This is a genomic window from Oricola sp. (assembly GCF_965230365.1).
Classification (GTDB): domain Bacteria; phylum Pseudomonadota; class Alphaproteobacteria; order Rhizobiales; family Rhizobiaceae; genus Oricola.
Genome location: NZ_OZ246003.1, coordinates 2,328,551 through 2,345,505, shown reverse-complemented (window position 1 = coordinate 2,345,505; position 16,955 = coordinate 2,328,551). Strand labels below are relative to the sequence as shown.

The 16,955-nt window shown below is 64.2% G+C and carries 20 protein-coding genes; 6 read left to right on the top strand and 14 right to left on the bottom strand.

What is annotated here, in order from left to right; all coding sequences use genetic code 11:
• Window position 1: 1 nt before the first annotated feature.
• The 3 genes from ACO06R_RS11255 to ACO06R_RS11245 all read left to right on the top strand — a co-directional run bounded on the left by ACO06R_RS11255 (window position 2) and on the right by ACO06R_RS11245 (window position 3,637).
• Window positions 2–1,096: a thiamine pyrophosphate-dependent enzyme gene (locus tag ACO06R_RS11255; RefSeq protein ID WP_421849535.1), complete on the top strand. Its 1,095-nt coding sequence runs from the start codon at window positions 2–4 to the stop codon at window positions 1,094–1,096.
• Between the two features lies 1 nt (window position 1,097).
• Entirely contained in the window at window positions 1,098–2,792 is a 1,695-nt protein-coding gene (locus ACO06R_RS11250; protein ID WP_421849532.1) for an FAD-dependent oxidoreductase, read from the top strand.
• A 119-nt stretch (window positions 2,793–2,911) separates the two neighbouring features.
• Window positions 2,912–3,637: a GntR family transcriptional regulator gene (locus ACO06R_RS11245; RefSeq protein WP_421849530.1), complete on the top strand. Its 726-nt coding sequence runs from the start codon at window positions 2,912–2,914 to the stop codon at window positions 3,635–3,637.
• A gap of 23 nt (window positions 3,638–3,660) precedes the next feature.
• Here ACO06R_RS11245 and ACO06R_RS11240 read toward each other — a convergent pair whose 3' ends face one another.
• Together ACO06R_RS11240 and ACO06R_RS11235 are read right to left on the bottom strand one after the other, a co-directional pair.
• Window positions 3,661–4,056, bottom strand: coding sequence for a DUF3775 domain-containing protein (locus ACO06R_RS11240; protein ID WP_421849527.1), 396 nt, complete (start codon window positions 4,054–4,056; stop codon window positions 3,661–3,663).
• Between the two features lie 161 nt (window positions 4,057–4,217).
• On the bottom strand, window positions 4,218–5,240 hold the full coding sequence (locus ACO06R_RS11235; protein WP_421849524.1) for a hypothetical protein: 1,023 nt from the start codon (window positions 5,238–5,240) through the stop codon (window positions 4,218–4,220).
• Window positions 5,241–5,494: 254 nt separating this feature from the next.
• Between ACO06R_RS11235 and ACO06R_RS11230 the strand changes: the two genes are divergently transcribed.
• Complete coding sequence (locus tag ACO06R_RS11230; protein ID WP_421849522.1) at window positions 5,495–6,646, top strand: hypothetical protein; 1,152 nt, start codon at window positions 5,495–5,497, stop codon at window positions 6,644–6,646.
• A gap of 93 nt (window positions 6,647–6,739) precedes the next feature.
• Window positions 6,740–7,060 (top strand): abscisic acid-deficient protein Aba4 family protein, encoded by a 321-nt coding sequence (locus ACO06R_RS11225; RefSeq protein ID WP_421849519.1) that lies wholly within the window; start codon window positions 6,740–6,742, stop codon window positions 7,058–7,060.
• Between the two features lie 42 nt (window positions 7,061–7,102).
• On the opposite strand, the gene ACO06R_RS11220 is transcribed toward ACO06R_RS11225, so the two are convergent.
• Window positions 7,103–7,657, bottom strand: a complete 555-nt coding sequence (locus ACO06R_RS11220; protein ID WP_421849516.1) for a TetR/AcrR family transcriptional regulator — start codon at window positions 7,655–7,657, stop codon at window positions 7,103–7,105.
• The gene (locus ACO06R_RS11215; protein ID WP_421849513.1) at window positions 7,654–8,025 is read right to left on the bottom strand and encodes a hypothetical protein; all 372 of its coding nucleotides are present in this window, start codon (window positions 8,023–8,025) and stop codon (window positions 7,654–7,656) included. Before ACO06R_RS11215 ends, ACO06R_RS11220 begins: the two co-directional genes overlap by 4 nt.
• A gap of 72 nt (window positions 8,026–8,097) precedes the next feature.
• On the opposite strand from ACO06R_RS11215, the gene ACO06R_RS11210 reads away from it, so the two are divergent.
• A complete protein-coding gene (locus ACO06R_RS11210) occupies window positions 8,098–8,601 on the top strand; it encodes a hypothetical protein (RefSeq protein WP_421849510.1) in 504 nt (167 codons plus the stop codon).
• Here ACO06R_RS11210 and gph read toward each other — a convergent pair.
• Genes gph through ACO06R_RS11160 form a run of 10 tightly spaced genes read right to left on the bottom strand, consistent with a single transcriptional unit; the run spans window position 8,598 to window position 16,951 of the window.
• Complete coding sequence (gene gph / locus ACO06R_RS11205; RefSeq protein WP_421849507.1) at window positions 8,598–9,308, bottom strand: phosphoglycolate phosphatase; 711 nt, start codon at window positions 9,306–9,308, stop codon at window positions 8,598–8,600. The two genes, ACO06R_RS11210 and gph, sit on opposite strands and share 4 nt — an antisense overlap.
• Window positions 9,305–9,862, bottom strand: a complete 558-nt coding sequence (locus ACO06R_RS11200) for a thioredoxin family protein (protein ID WP_421849504.1) — start codon at window positions 9,860–9,862, stop codon at window positions 9,305–9,307. Before ACO06R_RS11200 ends, gph begins: the two co-directional genes overlap by 4 nt.
• An 18-nt stretch (window positions 9,863–9,880) precedes the next feature.
• Window positions 9,881–10,564, bottom strand: coding sequence for a ribulose-phosphate 3-epimerase (gene rpe, locus ACO06R_RS11195; RefSeq protein WP_421849502.1), 684 nt, complete (start codon window positions 10,562–10,564; stop codon window positions 9,881–9,883).
• A gap of 39 nt (window positions 10,565–10,603) precedes the next feature.
• A complete protein-coding gene (hypF, locus tag ACO06R_RS11190; RefSeq protein ID WP_421849499.1) occupies window positions 10,604–12,928 on the bottom strand; it encodes a carbamoyltransferase HypF in 2,325 nt (774 codons plus the stop codon).
• A 3-nt stretch (window positions 12,929–12,931) separates the two neighbouring features.
• A complete protein-coding gene (gene hypE / locus ACO06R_RS11185; RefSeq protein ID WP_421849496.1) occupies window positions 12,932–13,969 on the bottom strand; it encodes a hydrogenase expression/formation protein HypE in 1,038 nt (345 codons plus the stop codon).
• Entirely contained in the window at window positions 13,966–15,117 is a 1,152-nt protein-coding gene (gene hypD, locus ACO06R_RS11180) for a hydrogenase formation protein HypD (protein ID WP_421849493.1), read from the bottom strand. Before hypD ends, hypE begins: the two co-directional genes overlap by 4 nt.
• On the bottom strand, window positions 15,114–15,368 hold the full coding sequence (locus tag ACO06R_RS11175; protein ID WP_421849489.1) for a HypC/HybG/HupF family hydrogenase formation chaperone: 255 nt from the start codon (window positions 15,366–15,368) through the stop codon (window positions 15,114–15,116). The genes hypD and ACO06R_RS11175 overlap by 4 nt, the downstream gene beginning before the upstream one ends.
• A 10-nt stretch (window positions 15,369–15,378) precedes the next feature.
• Window positions 15,379–16,152 carry a hydrogenase nickel incorporation protein HypB gene (gene hypB, locus ACO06R_RS11170; protein WP_421849486.1) on the bottom strand — a complete coding sequence of 258 codons (774 nt, stop codon included), beginning with the start codon at window positions 16,150–16,152 and terminating at the stop codon, window positions 15,379–15,381.
• The gene (hypA, locus tag ACO06R_RS11165; protein ID WP_421849483.1) at window positions 16,152–16,493 is read right to left on the bottom strand and encodes a hydrogenase maturation nickel metallochaperone HypA; all 342 of its coding nucleotides are present in this window, start codon (window positions 16,491–16,493) and stop codon (window positions 16,152–16,154) included. Before hypA ends, hypB begins: the two co-directional genes overlap by 1 nt.
• Window positions 16,493–16,951, bottom strand: coding sequence for a hydrogenase maturation protease (locus ACO06R_RS11160; protein ID WP_421849479.1), 459 nt, complete (start codon window positions 16,949–16,951; stop codon window positions 16,493–16,495). The genes hypA and ACO06R_RS11160 overlap by 1 nt, the downstream gene beginning before the upstream one ends.
• Between the last annotated feature and the right edge of the window lie 4 nt (window positions 16,952–16,955).

Sequence of the window (16,955 nt, the reverse complement as noted above, 5' to 3'; positions counted from 1 at the left end):
ATTGAACGACACCGAACGCAACGAGCGAATTGCATTGCTGCGCGACAAGTTCGGGCGCGAACCGTCGCCGCCTGTGACGGCGGAAAAGCGCAAGACACTGACGCCCGACCATGTCGAACACGAGCAGAAACTCCGGTTTCGCGGCCTGGAAAGCGGCCACCGCGCCTGCCAGGGCTGCGGCGAGGCATTGGCTGCCCGGCTGGTCGTGGAAAGCGCCGGGCCCGACGTGATGATCGCCAATGCGACCGGCTGCCTGGAGGTCTTCACGACACCCTGGCCGGAATCGGCCTGGCGGGTGCCGTGGATCCATTCGCTGTTCGAGAACGCGCCGGCCGTTGCGTCGGGCATGGAAGCCGCGATGAAGGCGAAAGGCCGCAACACCAAGGTGCTCGCCTTCGGCGGTGACGGCGGCACCTACGACATCGGCTTCCAGGCGCTGTCGGGGATGCTCGAGCGCTACCACAACATCCTCTATGTCTGCTTCGACAACGAAGCCTACATGAACACCGGCATTCAACGGTCATCCTCGACGCCGCATGCCGCCGCCACGACCACATCGCCGGCGGGGCGGGAGCGGATGGGCAAACGGCATCTCAAGAAGGACCTGCTGTCGATCATCGCCGCCCACCACATCCCCTATGCCGCATCCGCATCGGTGGCGTTTCCAGCCGACCTGCAACGCAAGGTGCGCTACGCCATGGGCATTGACGGGCCGACCTTCCTCGTCGTCCACAGCCCCTGCCCGCTTGGCTGGCAACATGCCAGTGCAATGACGATCGAAGTCGCCCGCCGCGCGGTCGAATGCGGACTGTTTCCGGTCGTCGAACTGGAACGCGGGTCGGTCACCAACATCATGCCTATTCGCAAAGTCCGGCCGGTGCGCGACTATCTGGAGCTTCAGGGCCGCTTCAAACACCTGTTCGATGCCGACGATCCGCGCGCGAAAATCGAAAGCGACCACCTGCAGGCGCTTGCCGACTACAACGTCTCGGTCTTCGGTCTCTCCGGCGCAGTCGCCGATCCTGCCGATACTGCCGGCGTGACGACAGTCCGCCGCGGCGGGCTTGCAGGCGAATCCGCAACCGGAGGAACGTAAGATGGCTGTTCTGACACGCGGCGCATTCGCGGAACCTGGTACGTCGCTGGATTTCAAGACCGGCAACTGGCGGTCGACCGAGCGGCCGGCGCATATTCACGCCAAGGCACCATGCCATGCGGCCTGCCCGGCCGGCGAAGACCAGCAAGCCTGGCTCGCCAAGCTTCAGGAAGGCGATGCCAAGGCAGCATGGCTGGAGTTGGTGGCGGCAAACCCGTTGCCCGCGGTGACCGGGCGGGTTTGCCCGCATCCGTGCGAAGGCGCATGCAATCGCGGCGCGATCGACCAGCCGATCGCCATCCACAATCTCGAACGCTGGCTCGGCGACGAAGCAATCAGCCACAACTGGGAATATCCCGTCAGCGCGCCTGCGGACGATGCGCCGACCATCGCGATCATCGGCGCGGGTCCGGGCGGGCTTTCGGCCGCCTATCATTGCATCCGGCTCGGGCTCAAGGCCGAGATCTTCGAATCCGGTCCGGAGGCTGGCGGCCTGCTGCGCTCGGCGATCCCGTCGACCCGCCTTCCCCGCCCCGTGCTCGACGCCGAACTCGACCGACTGCTGGCACTTCCAGGCATCAAGTTGAACACGCGCATGCGGCTCGGCCGAGAGGTGGCGCTGGATGAGCTTCGCCGATCCTACAAGGCGATCTTGCTGGCGCCGGGCTGCCAACTGGGCAAGCCGTGGGATGTCGCCGGCGCGGTCCCGGCAGACTTCCACGAGGGGCTGCACCTGCTGCGCGACTTCATGGACCATGGCAAGTTTCCCGAGGCGGAAACCGTCATCGTGCATGGAGGCGGCAACACGGCGATCGACCTCTGCCGACTGCTCAAGCGCTCCGGCGTCAAAACCGTCAAGCTGATCAGCGCCTCTGGCCTGCCCGGCCCCGATGCCGATCCGACCGACGTCATCAATGTCGTGCCGCGCGAACTGGAAGAGGCGCTGGAGGAAGGCATCGAGGTTGTCGAACACGCGACGATCAACCGGCTCGTCATGCATGGCAGCCGCGTGACCGGCGTCGAAATCGTGACGCTGAAGAAGGAACGCGGCGCCGACGGGCGCATGCACCGGACGAGCTTCTTCGGCACCGAGCGGATCGTCGAAGCCGACATGGTGGTGCCCTGCATCGGCGAGAAGGTCGATCCGGACGGCCTGAACGGTCTCGTCGACGGCAATTACCTGTATCCGAACGACCGGTTCGGCACGCTTGGCATGGAAGACGTGTTCGCGATCGGCGATGCGCGCGGCGACCGCGGCACGGTTGCCGAGGCAATCGGCGACGGACGAATGGCCGCCGTTGCGGCCGCAGCGCTGGTCGCCGGCGAAAGCCTGCCGGCCAGCGACGACCGTGCGCAGCTCGATGCGCCTGGACTGAACCCGGTCTATTTTGCGCCCGGCGCAAGGCCCAACGTGCCGAAACTGCCGGTCGAAGACCGCGATTTCGCCACCGAGATCGAAGGCGATGTCGGCCGCTCGGCGGCACTGGCCGAAGCGCAACGCTGCATGTCGTGCGGCAACTGCCTGGCCTGCGACAATTGCTGGACGCTGTGTCCCGACAATGCCGTGATCAAGGTCGCCGAACTGGCCTCCGACGGCTCGCACTACGTGTTCGATTTCGACTATTGCAAGGGCTGCGGCCTGTGTGCGCATGAATGCCCGACCGGCTACATCCAGATGGTGCCCGAGGTCCATTAACAACGCAGCGTTGAAAAACACTTGTGAATTGTGGTCAGCAGCAACCAGCCGACCGTTTGACTTCGCAGATCAGACGAAAGTCTAATGCGTAGACAACGCAACGGACGGGAAGCGGCCGCATGTCGTCGACAACGCACACCATGCGCGCGCAGATCGAACTGCGAAAACGCATCCTGAACGGAGATATCGAGGGCGGGACGCATCTGTTCGAGGTGCCGCTCGCCGAGATGCTTCGGATCTCACGCACGCCGGTGCGCGAAGCGCTCTCCCGGCTGGCCGAGGAAGGCCTGCTCGACCGCAAACGCGCCGGCGGCTATGCAGTCAGGCGCTTCGGTCTCGACGATGTCATCGACTGGATCGAAATCCGGGCGGTCCTGGAAGGAACCGCCGCGCGCCTGGCCGCCGAACGCGGCGTGGACGAGGCGAAGCTGCGCGCCGTCCGCGCGATCCTCACCGAACTGGACGGCTGCTTCGGCGAACGGCTGGTCGATGTCGATATCGAGGGTTATCTCGAACTCAACATGGATTTCCACAAGGCGCTCAGCCAACTCCCCGGCAGTGCCGTGCTCGAGCGGGAGATCGACCGTGCCTACAAGCTTCCCTTCGCCTCGCCCTCCGGCCTCATTCCCGACAAGGCTCGCGTCGAGGCATTCCGCAAGCTACTGGTGCTGGGACAGGAGCAGCATCATGGCATTGTCGATGCGATCGTCGGGCGCGAAGGGTCCAGAGCCGAGGCCATGATCCGCGAACATGCGCGGACCAGCCGGCGCAGTCTCGAACACATCTTCGAGCGCGACGAACGGTCGGTGGCACGCATGCCGGGAATCGGGTTGATCGTCGATTGACCGCCTGACGCGCCGTCCGGCGTCTATTCGAGTTCGCCGGATTCGCGGAGTTTTTCCCAGCCGTCCTCGATCTGGTCGGGAACCAGCGGATGCGACAGGAGATAGCGGCTGGTCGGGCCGACATGGCGCGAACGGGCGAGCTCGAGCGTCTTGTCCCACTCCTCGGGTTCCACATCGCCGCGACCGATCCAGTAGAGCGCGACCAGCGCATCCTGCTGGTCGTCATTGAGGCCTTCGATCTCCTGAACGAGTTCCTCACGGGTCATGTCGCCGGACAGTTCCTGCAACGCCGCCGGCACCTCGTCGTCAGACGGATTGCCGCCGGGATCGGAGATGTCCGTTTCCTCACGCGCCATCAACGCACGCATGCGGACAATCAGGGCTTCCAGTTCCCCGCTGTCAATTGCAAGCTCGGCCATGACTGTCTCCCACGTTCTTGTTTGTCGCAACCACGATACCCGGGTTGACGATACGCCCCTTGATTTCCATCAACTTTTCGGCGCGGAGCGAAAACTTGTGCGGGTGTATCGACTTAGAGCCCCGTTTCCACAGCCACCTGCCGGCGCCATCCAGGCACGCGTCAGCGTTGCCGCGCCCGCGCATAACGCGCGAGCGCGTCGCATTCCTTCAGGATGTCATCGATGGGGATTTCGGATCGTCGCCGGCGGCCCGGCGGATGACCGATACGCAGCGGGATCTGGATCTTTGTGATCGGTTCGGGATGCGGAACCGGTGCGTTTCCCGGCACGTCCTCGACCGCGCACGGATTGGGTTCCGCCATCAATCGCGCCTTCCTGCGCGCGAAGCGGATGGCGTGGCCGGGCAGATCGTCCAGCGCGGCTTTCAATGCGCGGACGCGCCGGCAGACATGGGCGGCGTTGATCAGGGTGCGGCCGAGCCCGTCGACCGGCGGCGATTGCTTGGGCGGATCGATGGGCAGCGGCGCGTCGCTGCCGAAAAAGGTGATGCGCGGCACGGCTTTGCGCCGCGGCCGCGGCGGGGCGAAGATCGCCGCATAGTCGATCGGCGGATCGAACAGGGCAAATTGCGGCGAAAGGGGCCGCCTGGCATTGGCGACTTGCGGCTTTGATGCCCAGGGCGCCTGGCCGACGGGCACCTGCCTGCCCTGATAGACGATGTTGGTCATCGGCCTTGGGCTTTTGTCCTTCACGATCAGGCAGGCCACGACCGACGCCGGCACATCGAGCGTGGCGTCCTCCGGTACCGTGGTCAGGTCGAGATCGGCGTCGGTGTCGGTGTCGGCAGTGTCGGACGCATCGGCCTTTGCCGCCGCGATCCCGGCAAACGGACGGCGTTTGGCCCGCCGGATGTGCAGCTTGACCGCGATGTTGCGCGCCGCGACCGCCAGCAGACGCCGTGTCGCGCTTTCGGCGGGATAGAGCACCCGCAGGACCGCCCGCCAGATGCATTCCGGCAGCATGTCGGCGCCGCCGACATCCAGACCGGTCTTGATGCACAGGGTCTTAACGATGCGCGACAGCGTGGCGCGGTATTGCGCGATCTCCAGGTCAAACCATTCATCCGAACCGTAATCCATGCGGTCCAGCATGGCGGAGGTTTGCGCACGGTGGATAAAGTTCATCCGATTTTTTTGCGGAGGCTGCGGCCTGCGCCGCCCAAAGACGGTCCTCCGCTCAACACAGCAAGCTATCCCGGCAGGTGTTGCGGGACTGTCGTGTTCGAGTTCGCAGAGCGCGTGTTTCGGCACCGCGATCACATGATCTGTCCACGTTTCCCTTTGCGGCGGTCGGCGGGAATACCCGCATACTCCTTGCCGCATCTCTTGTTTCGTGGAACTGAATTGCATCGAGTTTTTTTGACAGTGATTTTCAAGTTATGGATGTCGGACAGCTCTTTTTATTGACGCCAATCGGGTTTCTTTTGCTGCTTCTCCTGACCCCCGGGATTTGGGTTATAAAGCGGCTTGTGTTGGGTGGAGCCGGATCGTCTTTCAAGAGGCGGTCAAATGCGCTTCGGATCGCGGGTTTCTTTTGGGTCGGGGCGACAGTTCTTGCGCTCCTGACCATTTTCGAGATGACTGCCACAGCCTTCAGCATGATCGTGGGCGGCTGGGGCGGACCGCTGCTCGCCGTTCTCTTTTTCGCGAGCGTTGGCGCCCGCGCTTATTACTCTTGCACAACGCCACGAATGACCGGGCTCTGGCTTCGCAGATTTCATGTCGCCCCTGACAGCGATTTTCGCATCTCTCGTGTCTTCGAGAGGCTGTCCATCAATCACGTTCGAATGATGACGCTGGCGGACAGCCGGGTCGACACGTCGAAGCTGTCCCGCCGGCAGGCGATCTACCGGCTGATACTCGAACTGTTCATGTACATCGTGTTTCCGGCTTCCATGTCCCTGCTGATCGCTCTTATCTGGGTGAACGTTGTGCTGTTCAATTCCGAGCTTTTCTCAAGAAACGACACGATTCCCGATTGGTTCACTTCCGCAACGTTGCTCTACATATTGGCCGCAATCCTGTTTGCCTACACCATGATCGGGGTCTTCAGCCTGGTGCGGAATATCCGGCGCATCTGGATTATCGGCTCAGGACGCGTGAAGCTGACCGGGCCGAGGGTCTTCAACTATCTGGATCAGGAAATCGCCAACGCAGCCAGAGGGGCACAGTCAGAGTTCTTCTCCGGGATGCGGATCCTGCGGATCGAGGATGACGAGTGGCAGGAGGTCGTCACCCATGCGATCCGCAGTGTGGATTTGATCTTCTTCGATGCCTCGGATCTGTCCGATCAGATGATATGGGAGCTTGAACAGATCAGGGACGGCGGCGCCCTGTCGAAAACCGTTTTTCTCTCCGAGCGCGAGCAAGACATCGGCGCAATCGCGCGCAAACTCAACCTGCGATCCGGTGCAGGGTTGACCCACCTTGTCTACGGTCCGATCCGAGATGCATCCGGCGGAAAAAGGACATTCCGCAAGGCGCTGGAAGACGCCGCGACAAGCACTTTCGAGGCCGCCAACGCTCTGTAGATACCCGGCGTGATCGACAAGGCGCTGCCGTTGCCGATCATCGCGCGGACTTCGTCAATCGCGAGCGGCGCGTGACCGACTTCTGACAATACGATGTTGATCACCGAGGCGAGATTGGGGGCGGAATCGACCGGCGTACCGTCGAGATCGAACAACGGCGCTTCGGGCCAGCCGCAGCACTCGCCGGCCAGGTCCACTTCCTGGCTGTTCGACCTGTTCATCGGCGCATGGGTGTGCCGCACGGCACGCGCCGAAGGGATCGCCTCCTGGACGGTTCTGCCCTGCCTGCCGCTGATCTTCCTGTTCGGCCCCGCCGGCTTCGTCGCGTTCTGGACCGTGCGGTTTGTGAAGAGCCGATTTGTCGGCCAAAGCGCAGACGACTTGAGTCCGGAACTGGCTGCGCGTTCGCGATGAGCACGGCAGGCCCGAAGCCGACAACCCTGGCTTCGGGCGACCTCACTTGCCGTAATACCGGCTCACCATCGCTTCGAACAGATCCGAGAGCTTCTTGCGGGTTTCCGATCCGCCGGCGGGCCAGATGATCTGGGCACCGACGAACGCCGCATATTCAAGTTCGGCCAAAGCGCGCGCCTCGTCTTCCGGCAGGTTCAGCCCCTCCTGACAAATCGCCTGCAGATAGCCGATCCGCATCCGGTCGACTTCGGCTGTCACTTCCGCCGCCAAGCGGTTCTGATGTGAAAAACTGCGCATGCCGACCTCGACCTGGTGATCCATCGCGCCGACGATGGCGCTCAACTGCCGGGCCCTGGCATCAGGATCGGCGATCTCATCGGTCCGGTCGATGATTTCCAGCGTGTTGCGCTTCTTCCAATGCGCCAGCATCGCTTCGAAGAACGCCGACTGGTCACTGAAATGGTGATAGAAGGAACCGATGGTCTTGCCGGCGGCCTCACAGAGCGTCGCCAGTTTCAACGCTTCCGGCCCTTGGGATGCAAGCTGCTGCAGGCCGAATTCGAGCCAATCCTCGCGGCGGAAGCGTTTGCCCGTCATGCAAGATGCCCCGCCAGACCGGCAAGCGCGACGGGAAGGAACATCAGGCCTTGCGGCAAATCGCGAAACCGCTGCCGCCGCGCCACCGCGAGGCCGATGCCCCAGAGACTGTAGGTCGCCGCCATCGCCGTTCCGGCAACCGCCAGTTCCCACGCGCCCGGATGGAAGGCCGACCACAGAAAGGCGGCAGCCATCACGAGGAGACTGATCGTCACCAGATGCCAGCAATAATAGTCGGTGTCGCGGACGACTGGATCCAGTTCCTCTGCGGCGGCAATGGGCGCGGCGACGGCCGGCCCTCCGGCAAACACATGCACCGCCGCGATGAACAGGCTGCCGCAAGCCGCGACAAAATGGGCGATATCCATGGCGCCAACCCCTTTGCTACAGAAACATAACGCATATTATGTTATGTATGAAACTCAAACAAGGGATGCATCATGTCGATTATCCAGGTTGCGCCGTTGCCGGTCGGCAGCTTTCTCGGCCCCTATGCACAAGACGCAGCGAACTACGTCGACTGCTACAGAACGACCGTTCCGGGGCATATCGATCTCGCGCGGTTTGTCGCAACCTTCTTCGACAGCTGGATCTTTCGGCTGGAGCGCCGCCTTCTCGCCGCTTTCGGGCAGACCGGAACCTCGCAAGGCGACGTGCAGGCGCTCGCCGACGGCCGCAGCGGCGGATTTGCCGGCTGGCGGGTCGAAAGGCGTTCGGACACACAGCTTCTCATGTCGGTGCGACACGACACCATCCGGACCTGGCTTTGCATCGAGCCGCATCCCGGCGATGCGTCGCGGACAGACCTTTACTTCGGGTCGGCGGTTGTCGCGGTCGCGGCTGGCCCACACGGCACCAAACGGCGACGCAGGCTCGCGACCTTGCTCATCCCCGTCCACCGGCTCTACTCGCGCATCCTGCTGAGGGCAGCCGCAAGGGCCTAAGCGAACTCCTTCAGCGCCTCGATCGCCTGCGGCAGATCGGCAAGCGTATCAATGACCGCGTCGGCGCCAAGATCGTCGGCGGGAATGCTGGTGTAACCGCCGCGCATGGCTATGCTGGCCATCGGCACGGCGCGCGCCGCATCGATATCCGCAGGACTGTCGCCGACCATGGCGGCACGAGGCGCGGAAACGCCAAGTTGTTGCAGTGCGTGGGCAAGCATGCCGGGCGCGGGCTTGCGCGCCGGGCCGGTGTCGCCGCCGACGACCGCGCCAACGCTTTCGGCAAGGCCAAGCGCCGCGAGGATTTCGCGTGAGAAGGCCTCCGGCTTGTTGGTCACCACGGCGATCCGCACGCCGACAGCCGCATAGGCGCGCAGAATTTCGGCGGCACCGGGCATCGGTACGGTCTTGTCGACAAGCGCGCCGCCATAGACCGCCATCATGCGGTCGGTCATGACGGCGAGATCAGCACCCTGAAGCGCGACGGCGCGCGCGGCAAAGGCGCGTTCGACAAGCTTGGCGATGCCGTTGCCGATCATCGCGCGGACTTGGTCGACCGCGAGCGGCGCGTGGCCGGCTTCCGACAATACCATGTTGATCGCCGAGGTGAGATCGGGGACGGAATCGACCAGCGTACCGTCGAGATCGAACAACAGCGCTTCGGGCCAGCCGCAGCGGGCGCCGGGGTGGTCAAAAAGACCACTCACGCAGTCTCCTTCCACTTGATCGAGCACCCCATGGAGGGCACCTGGTCCTGCGGCCCCTGCCCGGTTTCAGCGACCTGGCGCATCGCTTCGAACAGGTCGCGCCGGAGATCGTCCGAGCCGGCCTCCTTGCGCGATGCGTCGAGCCGGCCGCGATATTGCAACTCCATATCCTTGTTGAAGCCGAAGAAATCGGGCGTGCAGGCCGCGTCATAGGCGCGGGCGACCGCCTGGCTCTCGTCGTGCAGATAGGGGAAGCCGAAGGAATGCGCTGCGGCGAACGCCTTCATGCCGTCAAACGAATCCTCCGGATAGACGGTCGCGTCGTTGGAGTTGATCGCGACGAAACCGATGCCGAGCGGCTCCAGATCGACGGCGTCGCGCACGATCCGGTCGATCACCGCCTTCACATAGGGGCAGTGATTGCAAATGAAGGCGACGACGAGGCCGTTCGGCCCGGCGCAGTCGAGGAGCGACCAGGCGCGGCCTTCCGTGCCCATCAGACGCGCGTCGACGGCCTTCCAGCCGAAATCGCATACCGGCGGTATTGCTGCCATGATGTTCTCCTGTCCCGTTCAAGCGGCGGCGCGCATGGCACCGTCGGAGGCGGCGCGGATCGCCGCCATGTTGTCACGATAGGCAGCTTCCGTGCCGCCCTTGAACACGGCCGAACCGGCCACAAGCGCATTGGCGCCGGCTGCGGCCACCAGCGGCGCGGTCTCGGCCGTCACGCCGCCATCGATTTCGATATCGATGGGGCGGTCGCCTATCATCGCCTTGATACGCGACACTTTTTCGACAACCGGCGTAATGAACTTCTGGCCGCCGAAACCCGGGTTGACCGTCATCAGCAATATGAGGTCGAGGCGGTCGAGCACATATTCGATGACGTTTTCCGGTGTCGACGGATTGAGCGACACGCCGGCCTTCTTGCCGAGATCGCGGATCGCCTGCAACGAGCGGTCGAGGTGGCGCGTCGCCTCGGCATGCACCGTGATGATGTCGCAGCCGGCTTCGGCAAAAGCGGCGAGATAGGGATCGCATGGCTCGATCATGAGGTGGCAGTCGAAGATCTTGTCGGTGCGGTCGCGCACCGACTTTATGACAGGCGGACCGAAGGTGATGTTCGGCACGAAATGGCCGTCCATCACGTCGAGATGGATCCAGTCCGCGCCGGCGCGCGAAACCGCCTCGATCTCGTCTCCGAGCTTCGAGAAATCGGAGGCCAGGACCGATGGCGCGATGATGGTGCCGCTCATGGCGATTCCCTCGTAGCGAATTTGTCTTCGGGTGGTGTTTTAGCCTGCGGCTTCGGCGATTGCGAGCCTTGCAGCGACGACCGCCTGGCCGAGCGACACGCCGCCGTCATTGGCCGGCACAAGGCGATGCAACAACACTTCGTGGCCGCCGGCCGTCAACGCCGCGCAGAGGCGATGCGTCAGCAACCGGTTCTGCATGACCCCGCCGGACAGGACGATGCGCTGCAGGCCGCGTTGCATTGCCGCTTGGCTGGCGATAGAGGCGAGCACATCGGCGAGGCCGTTGTGGAAACGCGCGGCGATGATGCCATGCTCGGCACCTTTTCGCAGGTCTTCGGCGAGTGCCCGCCACAGCGGCCGCAGTGTCGGGACGGCAATGCCGGCTTTGCGTATCACGTCTACGGGATAGCCGCCGGCTGTCTTGGCGTGAGGCGTGGCGAGCGCCTCCATCTCCATGGCGGCCTGACCTTCATAGTGCTGGCGGTCGGGGCAGATGCCGAGCAGCGCCGCCACCGCGTCGAACAACCGACCCGTCGAGGTCGACAGCGGCGAATTGATGCCGCGCGCGACCATCGTTTCGAGCATGGGAAGCGGCTTTGCGGCCAGATATTGTCCGGTCTCCGTTCCATCGAGTTCACGCAGCCAGTCCGCGCCGAGCGCGCCATCCAAGTGCGCGACCGCGTTGCGCCAGGGCTGGCGCGCCGCCTGCTCGCCGCCGGGCAGCGGCGTTTCGGGCAGATGGCCGGCGCGCTCAAAGCCGTCATAGCCGCCGACCAGTACCTCGCCGCCCCAGATGACGCCATCGGCGCCCAGCCCGGTGCCGTCGAGGATCAGCGCGACGGAGCGGTCGTCGCCCGGCGCGATCCCGTGTTCGGCGAGGCAGGCAGCGAGATGGGCATGGTGATGCTGGATGCGGGCAATTTGCGCGCCGGTTTCCGCCGCCAGCGCCTCGCCGATCCGCGTGGCGTGATAGTCGGGATGCCGATCGACGGCGATCACGCGCGGCTCGAAACGGTAAATGTCGCGGTAAAGCCGCAGCGCTTTCAGGTAGTCGTCATGGGTCGCGGCGTCCTGCAGATCGCCGATATGCTGGGAGACCACCGCTTGGCCGTCGCGCAGCAGGCAGAAAGTGGATTTCAGCTCCGCGCCCATAGCCAGCACCGGCGGCGCATCGGCGAAGCCCGCGGCAAGCGCAATCGGCGCGGGCGCCATGCCGCGCGCGCGGCGCAGGATCTGTGGGCCGTTCGTATCGAACCGAACGACCGAGTCGTCCAGCCGGTTGACGATGGCGCGGTCATGCATCAGCCAGGCATCGGCCACGCCGGCAAGCCGCTGGCGCGCCTCGTCATTGTCGATGACCTGCGGCTCGTCGGAGAGGTTGCCCGAAGTCAGCACGACAGGGCCGTCGAGCGCCTCCATCAACAGGATGTGCAACGGCGTGTAGGGCAACATCGCGCCGATGCGGTTCTGGCCGGGCGCGATACCGTCGGCCATCGAAAGGCCGAACCTTTCGAGCAGCACGATGGGCGCCGCCGGCCCGCTCAACAGTTGCTCCTCGGCGGCGCTGACATCGCAAAACTGCCTGATCTGCGCGACATCGCGGGCCATGACCGCAAACGGCTTGGCCTGGCGGCGCTTGCGGCGGCGCAGTTCGGCGACGGCGGCACCGTTCAGCGCATCGCAGGCGAGGTGAAAGCCGCCAATGCCCTTGACCGCGACGATGCGGCCATCGCGCAGCAGACCTGCCGCCGCCACAATCGGATCGACGGTATCGACCTCACCTTTCGCGTCTTCAAGCCACAGGCGCGGCCCGCAGACCGGACAGCAATTCGGCTGGGCATGAAACCGGCGGTCTGCGGGATCGGCATATTCGCTCGCGCAGTCGCCGCACATCTCGAATTCGCGCATCGAGGTGCGCGCGCGATCATAGGGAATGCCCTCGACGATCGACAGGCGCGGCCCGCAATGGGTGCAGTTGGCGAAGGCGTAGCGGTAGCGCCGGTTGGCCGCATCGAGGATTTCGGCGCGGCAGTCGGCGCAGGTGGCGGCGTCGGGCACGATGCCGGTGGAGACGTCCCCGGCCAGGCTTTCCGCGATCCGGAAACCGTCATCTGGCGCGGTCCCGTCCAGTGACTGCCACGCCACAGTTTCAACACGCGCGAGTGCGGGCTTGCTGTCACGCAGCTTCTCCGCGAACCGCTCCAGCACCGGGGCAGTGCCCCACGCGTCGATCTCGACGCCGGCGCTGTCATTGCGCACAGTGCCGGAAAGGCCCAACGTGTTCGCCAGCCGCCAGACATGCGGCCGAAAGCCAACGCCTTGTACCAGACCGCGCACGCGGTAGCGTCGTCCCTGGACAGACAACGACTAACAAATCCTCGGCAGTTGCTCTCCGGCGAGCCAGTCAACGACGCGCGTGCCACCAAACAGCGTCGTCATGCGAACCAGCCGCGCCGGATCATCGGTGATCTTCCCGATAATGCAGGCGTCGACGCCGAGTGGATCGGCGCGCATGATGGAGAGCACATTCGCGGCGATAGGCGCGTCGCAGATGCAGATCATCTTGCCTTCATTGGCGACGTAGAGCGGGTCGAGGCCAAGCAGTTCGCAGGCCGCCTTCACATCCGGTTTCACTGGAATTACCGCCTCGTCGAGCGTCACGCCGACAGCGGACGCCTGGGCGATCTCGTTGAGTGCGGCGGCCAGCCCGCCGCGGGTCGGATCGCGCATCACCGAGATGCCCGGATGCGCGGCCACGATGGCGCCCGCCATGTTGTGTAGCGCGGCGCTGTCGGATTGGATCTCCGTCTCGAATTCCAGGTTCTCGCGTTTCGACAGGATCGCCACGCCGTGGTCGCCAATGGATCCGGACAGGACAATCGCCTGGCCGGGGCGCGCGCTTGCCGCCGAGATGTCCACCCCGTCCGGCACGATGCCGATCCCGGTCGTGGTGATGAAAACGCCGTCGCCCTTGCCCTTCTCGACCACCTTGGTGTCGCCTGCGACAATCGGCACGCCGGCATGCTTCGCCGCCTGCGCCATCGACATGACGATGCGTTCCAGATCGGCGAGCGGAAAACCCTCTTCCAGAATGAAACCGGCGGTCATCGATACCGGCGTCGCCCCGGCCATCGCCACATCGTTCAGTGTGCCGTGAACGGCCAGCGATCCGATGTCGCCGCCGGGAAAGAAGACCGGCGAGATCACATGGCCGTCGGTGGAGACCGCGATACGGCCGGCGGGCACGCCGACAAGCGCGGCGTCATCGCCCCGGTCGAGCGCCGGATTAGCGAAATGGCGCTGGAACAGCGCGGCGATCAGATCGGCCGAAGCCCGCCCGCCGCCACCATGGGTCATGTCGACCGCGCCGGACAATGGCGCAACTGCCGGACCGGCCATATTCATGCCGCCGTGCCTTCGAGATCGCGGGCGGGTTCGCGGAAGCGGCCATAGCTCCAATAGGCCGCACACGCGCCTTCCGATGAAACCATGCACGAACCCATGGGATTGTCCGGCGTGCAGACCGTGCCGAAGAGCTTGCAGTCGGTCGGCTTCTTGACGCCGCGCAGCACCGACGGGCACTCGCAGGACTTCACTTCGCCCGACTTCTTGTCGGAAACTTCGAAACGCTCCTCGGCGTCGAAGGCGGCAAAACGTTCGCGGATACGCAGCGCGCTGCGCGGGATCGTGCCGAGGCCGCGCCATTCGAAGGCGTCGCGAACTTCCAGCACCTCGGCAACCAGCGCCTGTGCCTTGCGGTTGCCATCGCGGGTGACGACGCGCGTATACTGGTTCTCAACCTCGACACGCCCCTCATTGAGCTGCCGGATCAGCATCAGCACGGATTGCATCACGTCGAGCGGCTCGAACCCGGCGATGACCACCGGCTTGCCGTAGTGTTTGGCCGGCGCCTCGTAGGGCCTGGAGCCAATGACTGCCGACACATGCGAAGGCCCGAGGAAAGCGTCAATCCGCGCCGGTCCTCCTTCGGCAAAATCCTCCGACTCCAAGATGTGTCCGATGGCAGAGGGCGTCAGTACGTGGTTGCAGAACACGCTGAAGTTGCCGAGCCCTTCGGCCTCGGCCTGCTTGATTGCGACTGCGGTCGGCGGGGTTGTCGTCTCGAAGCCGATGGCGAAGAAAACGACCTGCCGACCGGGATTGTCGCGGGCGATCTTGAGCGCATCAAGCGTCGAATAGACCATGCGGATGTCGGCGCCATCTGCCTTGGCGCGGATCAGCGAGCGGCGTTTGCTGCCGGGCACGCGCATCATGTCGCCATAGGTGCACAGGATCACGCCGTGGCGTTCGGCCAGTTCGATGGCGTCGTCCAGGCGGCGCGACGGCAGCACGCACACAGGGCAACCCGGCCCGTGCACGAAACGGACATTATCCGGCACCAGATCCTGCACGCCGTAGCGAAAGATCGCATGGGTGTGGCCGCCGCAAAACTCCATCAGGTGATAGTCGCGATCACCAGCAGCCTCCGCGGCGATGCGCGACGCCAACGTTTTCGCCAGTTCCCGGTCGCGAAACTCGTCGACATATTTCATGCCTCGCCTCCGGTCATTTCCTCCAGTTCCCCGGAAAGAATGCCCGCCTCGGCCATCAGTGAAAGCGTGCGCGCCGCCTCGCTTTCGGAGAGCCGGTGCAACGCATAGCCGACATGGATCAGCACATAGTCGCCGACGGCGATCTCATCGAGCAACGCGACCGAAATGCGCTTCCTGACGCCTTCCAGCGACACGACGGCCATGTCGCCGTCCTCGAGCGCGGTCACCTTGGCCGGGATTGCAAGACACATGGCGCCGTCCTCATTCCGCAGCCGCGCCAATTGGATGACCGGCAAGCGCCATGGCGCGGGCGCCGTTCAGCCAGGCAAGCCAACTCTCCATGCCCTCGCCAGTGCGTGCCGAGACCTGCAGTACCTTGATCGACGGGTTGACCTTGCGCGCATTGGCGATGGTCTCGTCGACATCGAAATCGAGATGCGGCAGAAGGTCGGTCTTGTTGAGCAGCACCAGGTCGGCGGCGGCGAACATGTCCGGGTATTTGATCGGCTTGTCTTCGCCTTCGGTGACCGAGAGAATGGCGACCTTGTGCGCCTCGCCGAGATCGAACGCCGCCGGGCAGACAAGATTGCCGACATTCTCGATGAACACGAGCGAGCCTTCCGGCGGCTGCAAGTCGGCGATGCCGTGGCCGACCATGTGCGCATCCAGGTGACAACCCTTGCCGGTGTTGATCTGCACGGCCGGCGCGCCTGTGGCACGAATACGGTCGGCGTCGTTGGTGGTCTGCTGGTCGCCCTCGATCACACAGGCGCGGAGACCATTGCCAAGCATCTCGATGGTTTTGACCAACAGGCTCGTCTTGCCGGAACCGGGGCTTGAAACCAAGTTCAGCGCAAGAATACCACGATCAGCAAAAAGCGACCTGTTTTCAGTGGCATATGCGTTGTTCTTCGCAAGTATGTCTAACTCCAGGCGGATCGTGCGGTCGACATCGTCGCCATGGTGGTGGTCATGCGACCGATGCGCGTCCTTCGCCGCGCCGCTGGGATGCTCACATCCGCAAACCGTGCACATCAGGCAACCTCCAGTTCCTTGACCCGCAACTCATCACCGCTGGCGATCTGCAGCCGATGGGAGCCGCATCGCGGGCACGGGTCGTAGCGCTGTTGAATGACCATGTCCGCGCCGCAATCGAGGCACCGCGCGCGCGCCTCGGGCCGAATGATATCAATCGTCGCGCCATCGGCAAGCGAACCGCGCGTGACGACGTCGAAACCGAACTTCAGCGCCTCGACCTCGACGCCGGCGAGCGGACCGATTTCGAGGCTGATCCGCTTGACCTTGGCGAACCCTTGCGCAGCCGCCTGTTCCTCGATGATCTCGAGGATGTTGCGGCACATTGCCATCTCATGCATCAGACCGCACCTTGCGGCTGCATCTGACGCGCCAACCGGTCGACCAAGCCTTCAGCTGCGGCGCGTACGGGTGCCGAGAGCGACGTACCGGGCTCGAATATCGCGCCCTCGATCCCGTAGACCATCAGTTCTTTCGGCAGCAAACCGAGATGACGGGCGATCTCGACGGCTTCGGCCAGGGCGAATCGATGCGTCGAATAGCGGAAGAACTCGGCCGGTAACCTGTCGGCGATCGCATCGAAGGTCACCAGCGTGCCCGGCTCGACGCCGCTTTGCGTGGCGTCGATCAACACGATGCTCCCGCGTTCCTGAAAGAGGTCGATCAGGCCGGTGCCGTCGCCAGCGTGAACCTTGGTGTCACGGCCGCGCGCGCCCAGTTCGCCGGCGATCCACGGGCCAACCCCGTCGTCTGAGCGAAAGGAATTGCCGATCCCGACATAGAGGGGGCTGCCAGCCATCGGA

Coding starts and splice junctions, on each gene's coding strand:
- ACO06R_RS11250 (WP_421849532.1), top strand. CDS start 1,098: ATGGCTGTTCTGACACGCGGCGCATTCGCGGAACCTGGTACGTCGCTG.
- ACO06R_RS11245 (WP_421849530.1), top strand. CDS start 2,912: ATGTCGTCGACAACGCACACCATGCGCGCGCAGATCGAACTGCGAAAA.
- ACO06R_RS11240 (WP_421849527.1), bottom strand. CDS start 4,056: ATGGCCGAGCTTGCAATTGACAGCGGGGAACTGGAAGCCCTGATTGTC.
- ACO06R_RS11235 (WP_421849524.1), bottom strand. CDS start 5,240: ATGAACTTTATCCACCGTGCGCAAACCTCCGCCATGCTGGACCGCATG.
- ACO06R_RS11230 (WP_421849522.1), top strand. CDS start 5,495: ATGGATGTCGGACAGCTCTTTTTATTGACGCCAATCGGGTTTCTTTTG.
- ACO06R_RS11225 (WP_421849519.1), top strand. CDS start 6,740: ATGTTGATCACCGAGGCGAGATTGGGGGCGGAATCGACCGGCGTACCG.
- ACO06R_RS11220 (WP_421849516.1), bottom strand. CDS start 7,657: ATGACGGGCAAACGCTTCCGCCGCGAGGATTGGCTCGAATTCGGCCTG.
- ACO06R_RS11215 (WP_421849513.1), bottom strand. CDS start 8,025: ATGGATATCGCCCATTTTGTCGCGGCTTGCGGCAGCCTGTTCATCGCG.
- ACO06R_RS11210 (WP_421849510.1), top strand. CDS start 8,098: ATGTCGATTATCCAGGTTGCGCCGTTGCCGGTCGGCAGCTTTCTCGGC.
- ACO06R_RS11200 (WP_421849504.1), bottom strand. CDS start 9,862: ATGGCAGCAATACCGCCGGTATGCGATTTCGGCTGGAAGGCCGTCGAC.
- rpe (WP_421849502.1), bottom strand. CDS start 10,564: ATGAGCGGCACCATCATCGCGCCATCGGTCCTGGCCTCCGATTTCTCG.
- hypE (WP_421849496.1), bottom strand. CDS start 13,969: ATGAATATGGCCGGTCCGGCAGTTGCGCCATTGTCCGGCGCGGTCGAC.
- hypD (WP_421849493.1), bottom strand. CDS start 15,117: ATGAAATATGTCGACGAGTTTCGCGACCGGGAACTGGCGAAAACGTTG.
- ACO06R_RS11175 (WP_421849489.1), bottom strand. CDS start 15,368: ATGTGTCTTGCAATCCCGGCCAAGGTGACCGCGCTCGAGGACGGCGAC.
- hypB (WP_421849486.1), bottom strand. CDS start 16,152: ATGTGCACGGTTTGCGGATGTGAGCATCCCAGCGGCGCGGCGAAGGAC.
- hypA (WP_421849483.1), bottom strand. CDS start 16,493: ATGCATGAGATGGCAATGTGCCGCAACATCCTCGAGATCATCGAGGAA.
- ACO06R_RS11160 (WP_421849479.1), bottom strand. CDS start 16,951: ATGGCTGGCAGCCCCCTCTATGTCGGGATCGGCAATTCCTTTCGCTCA.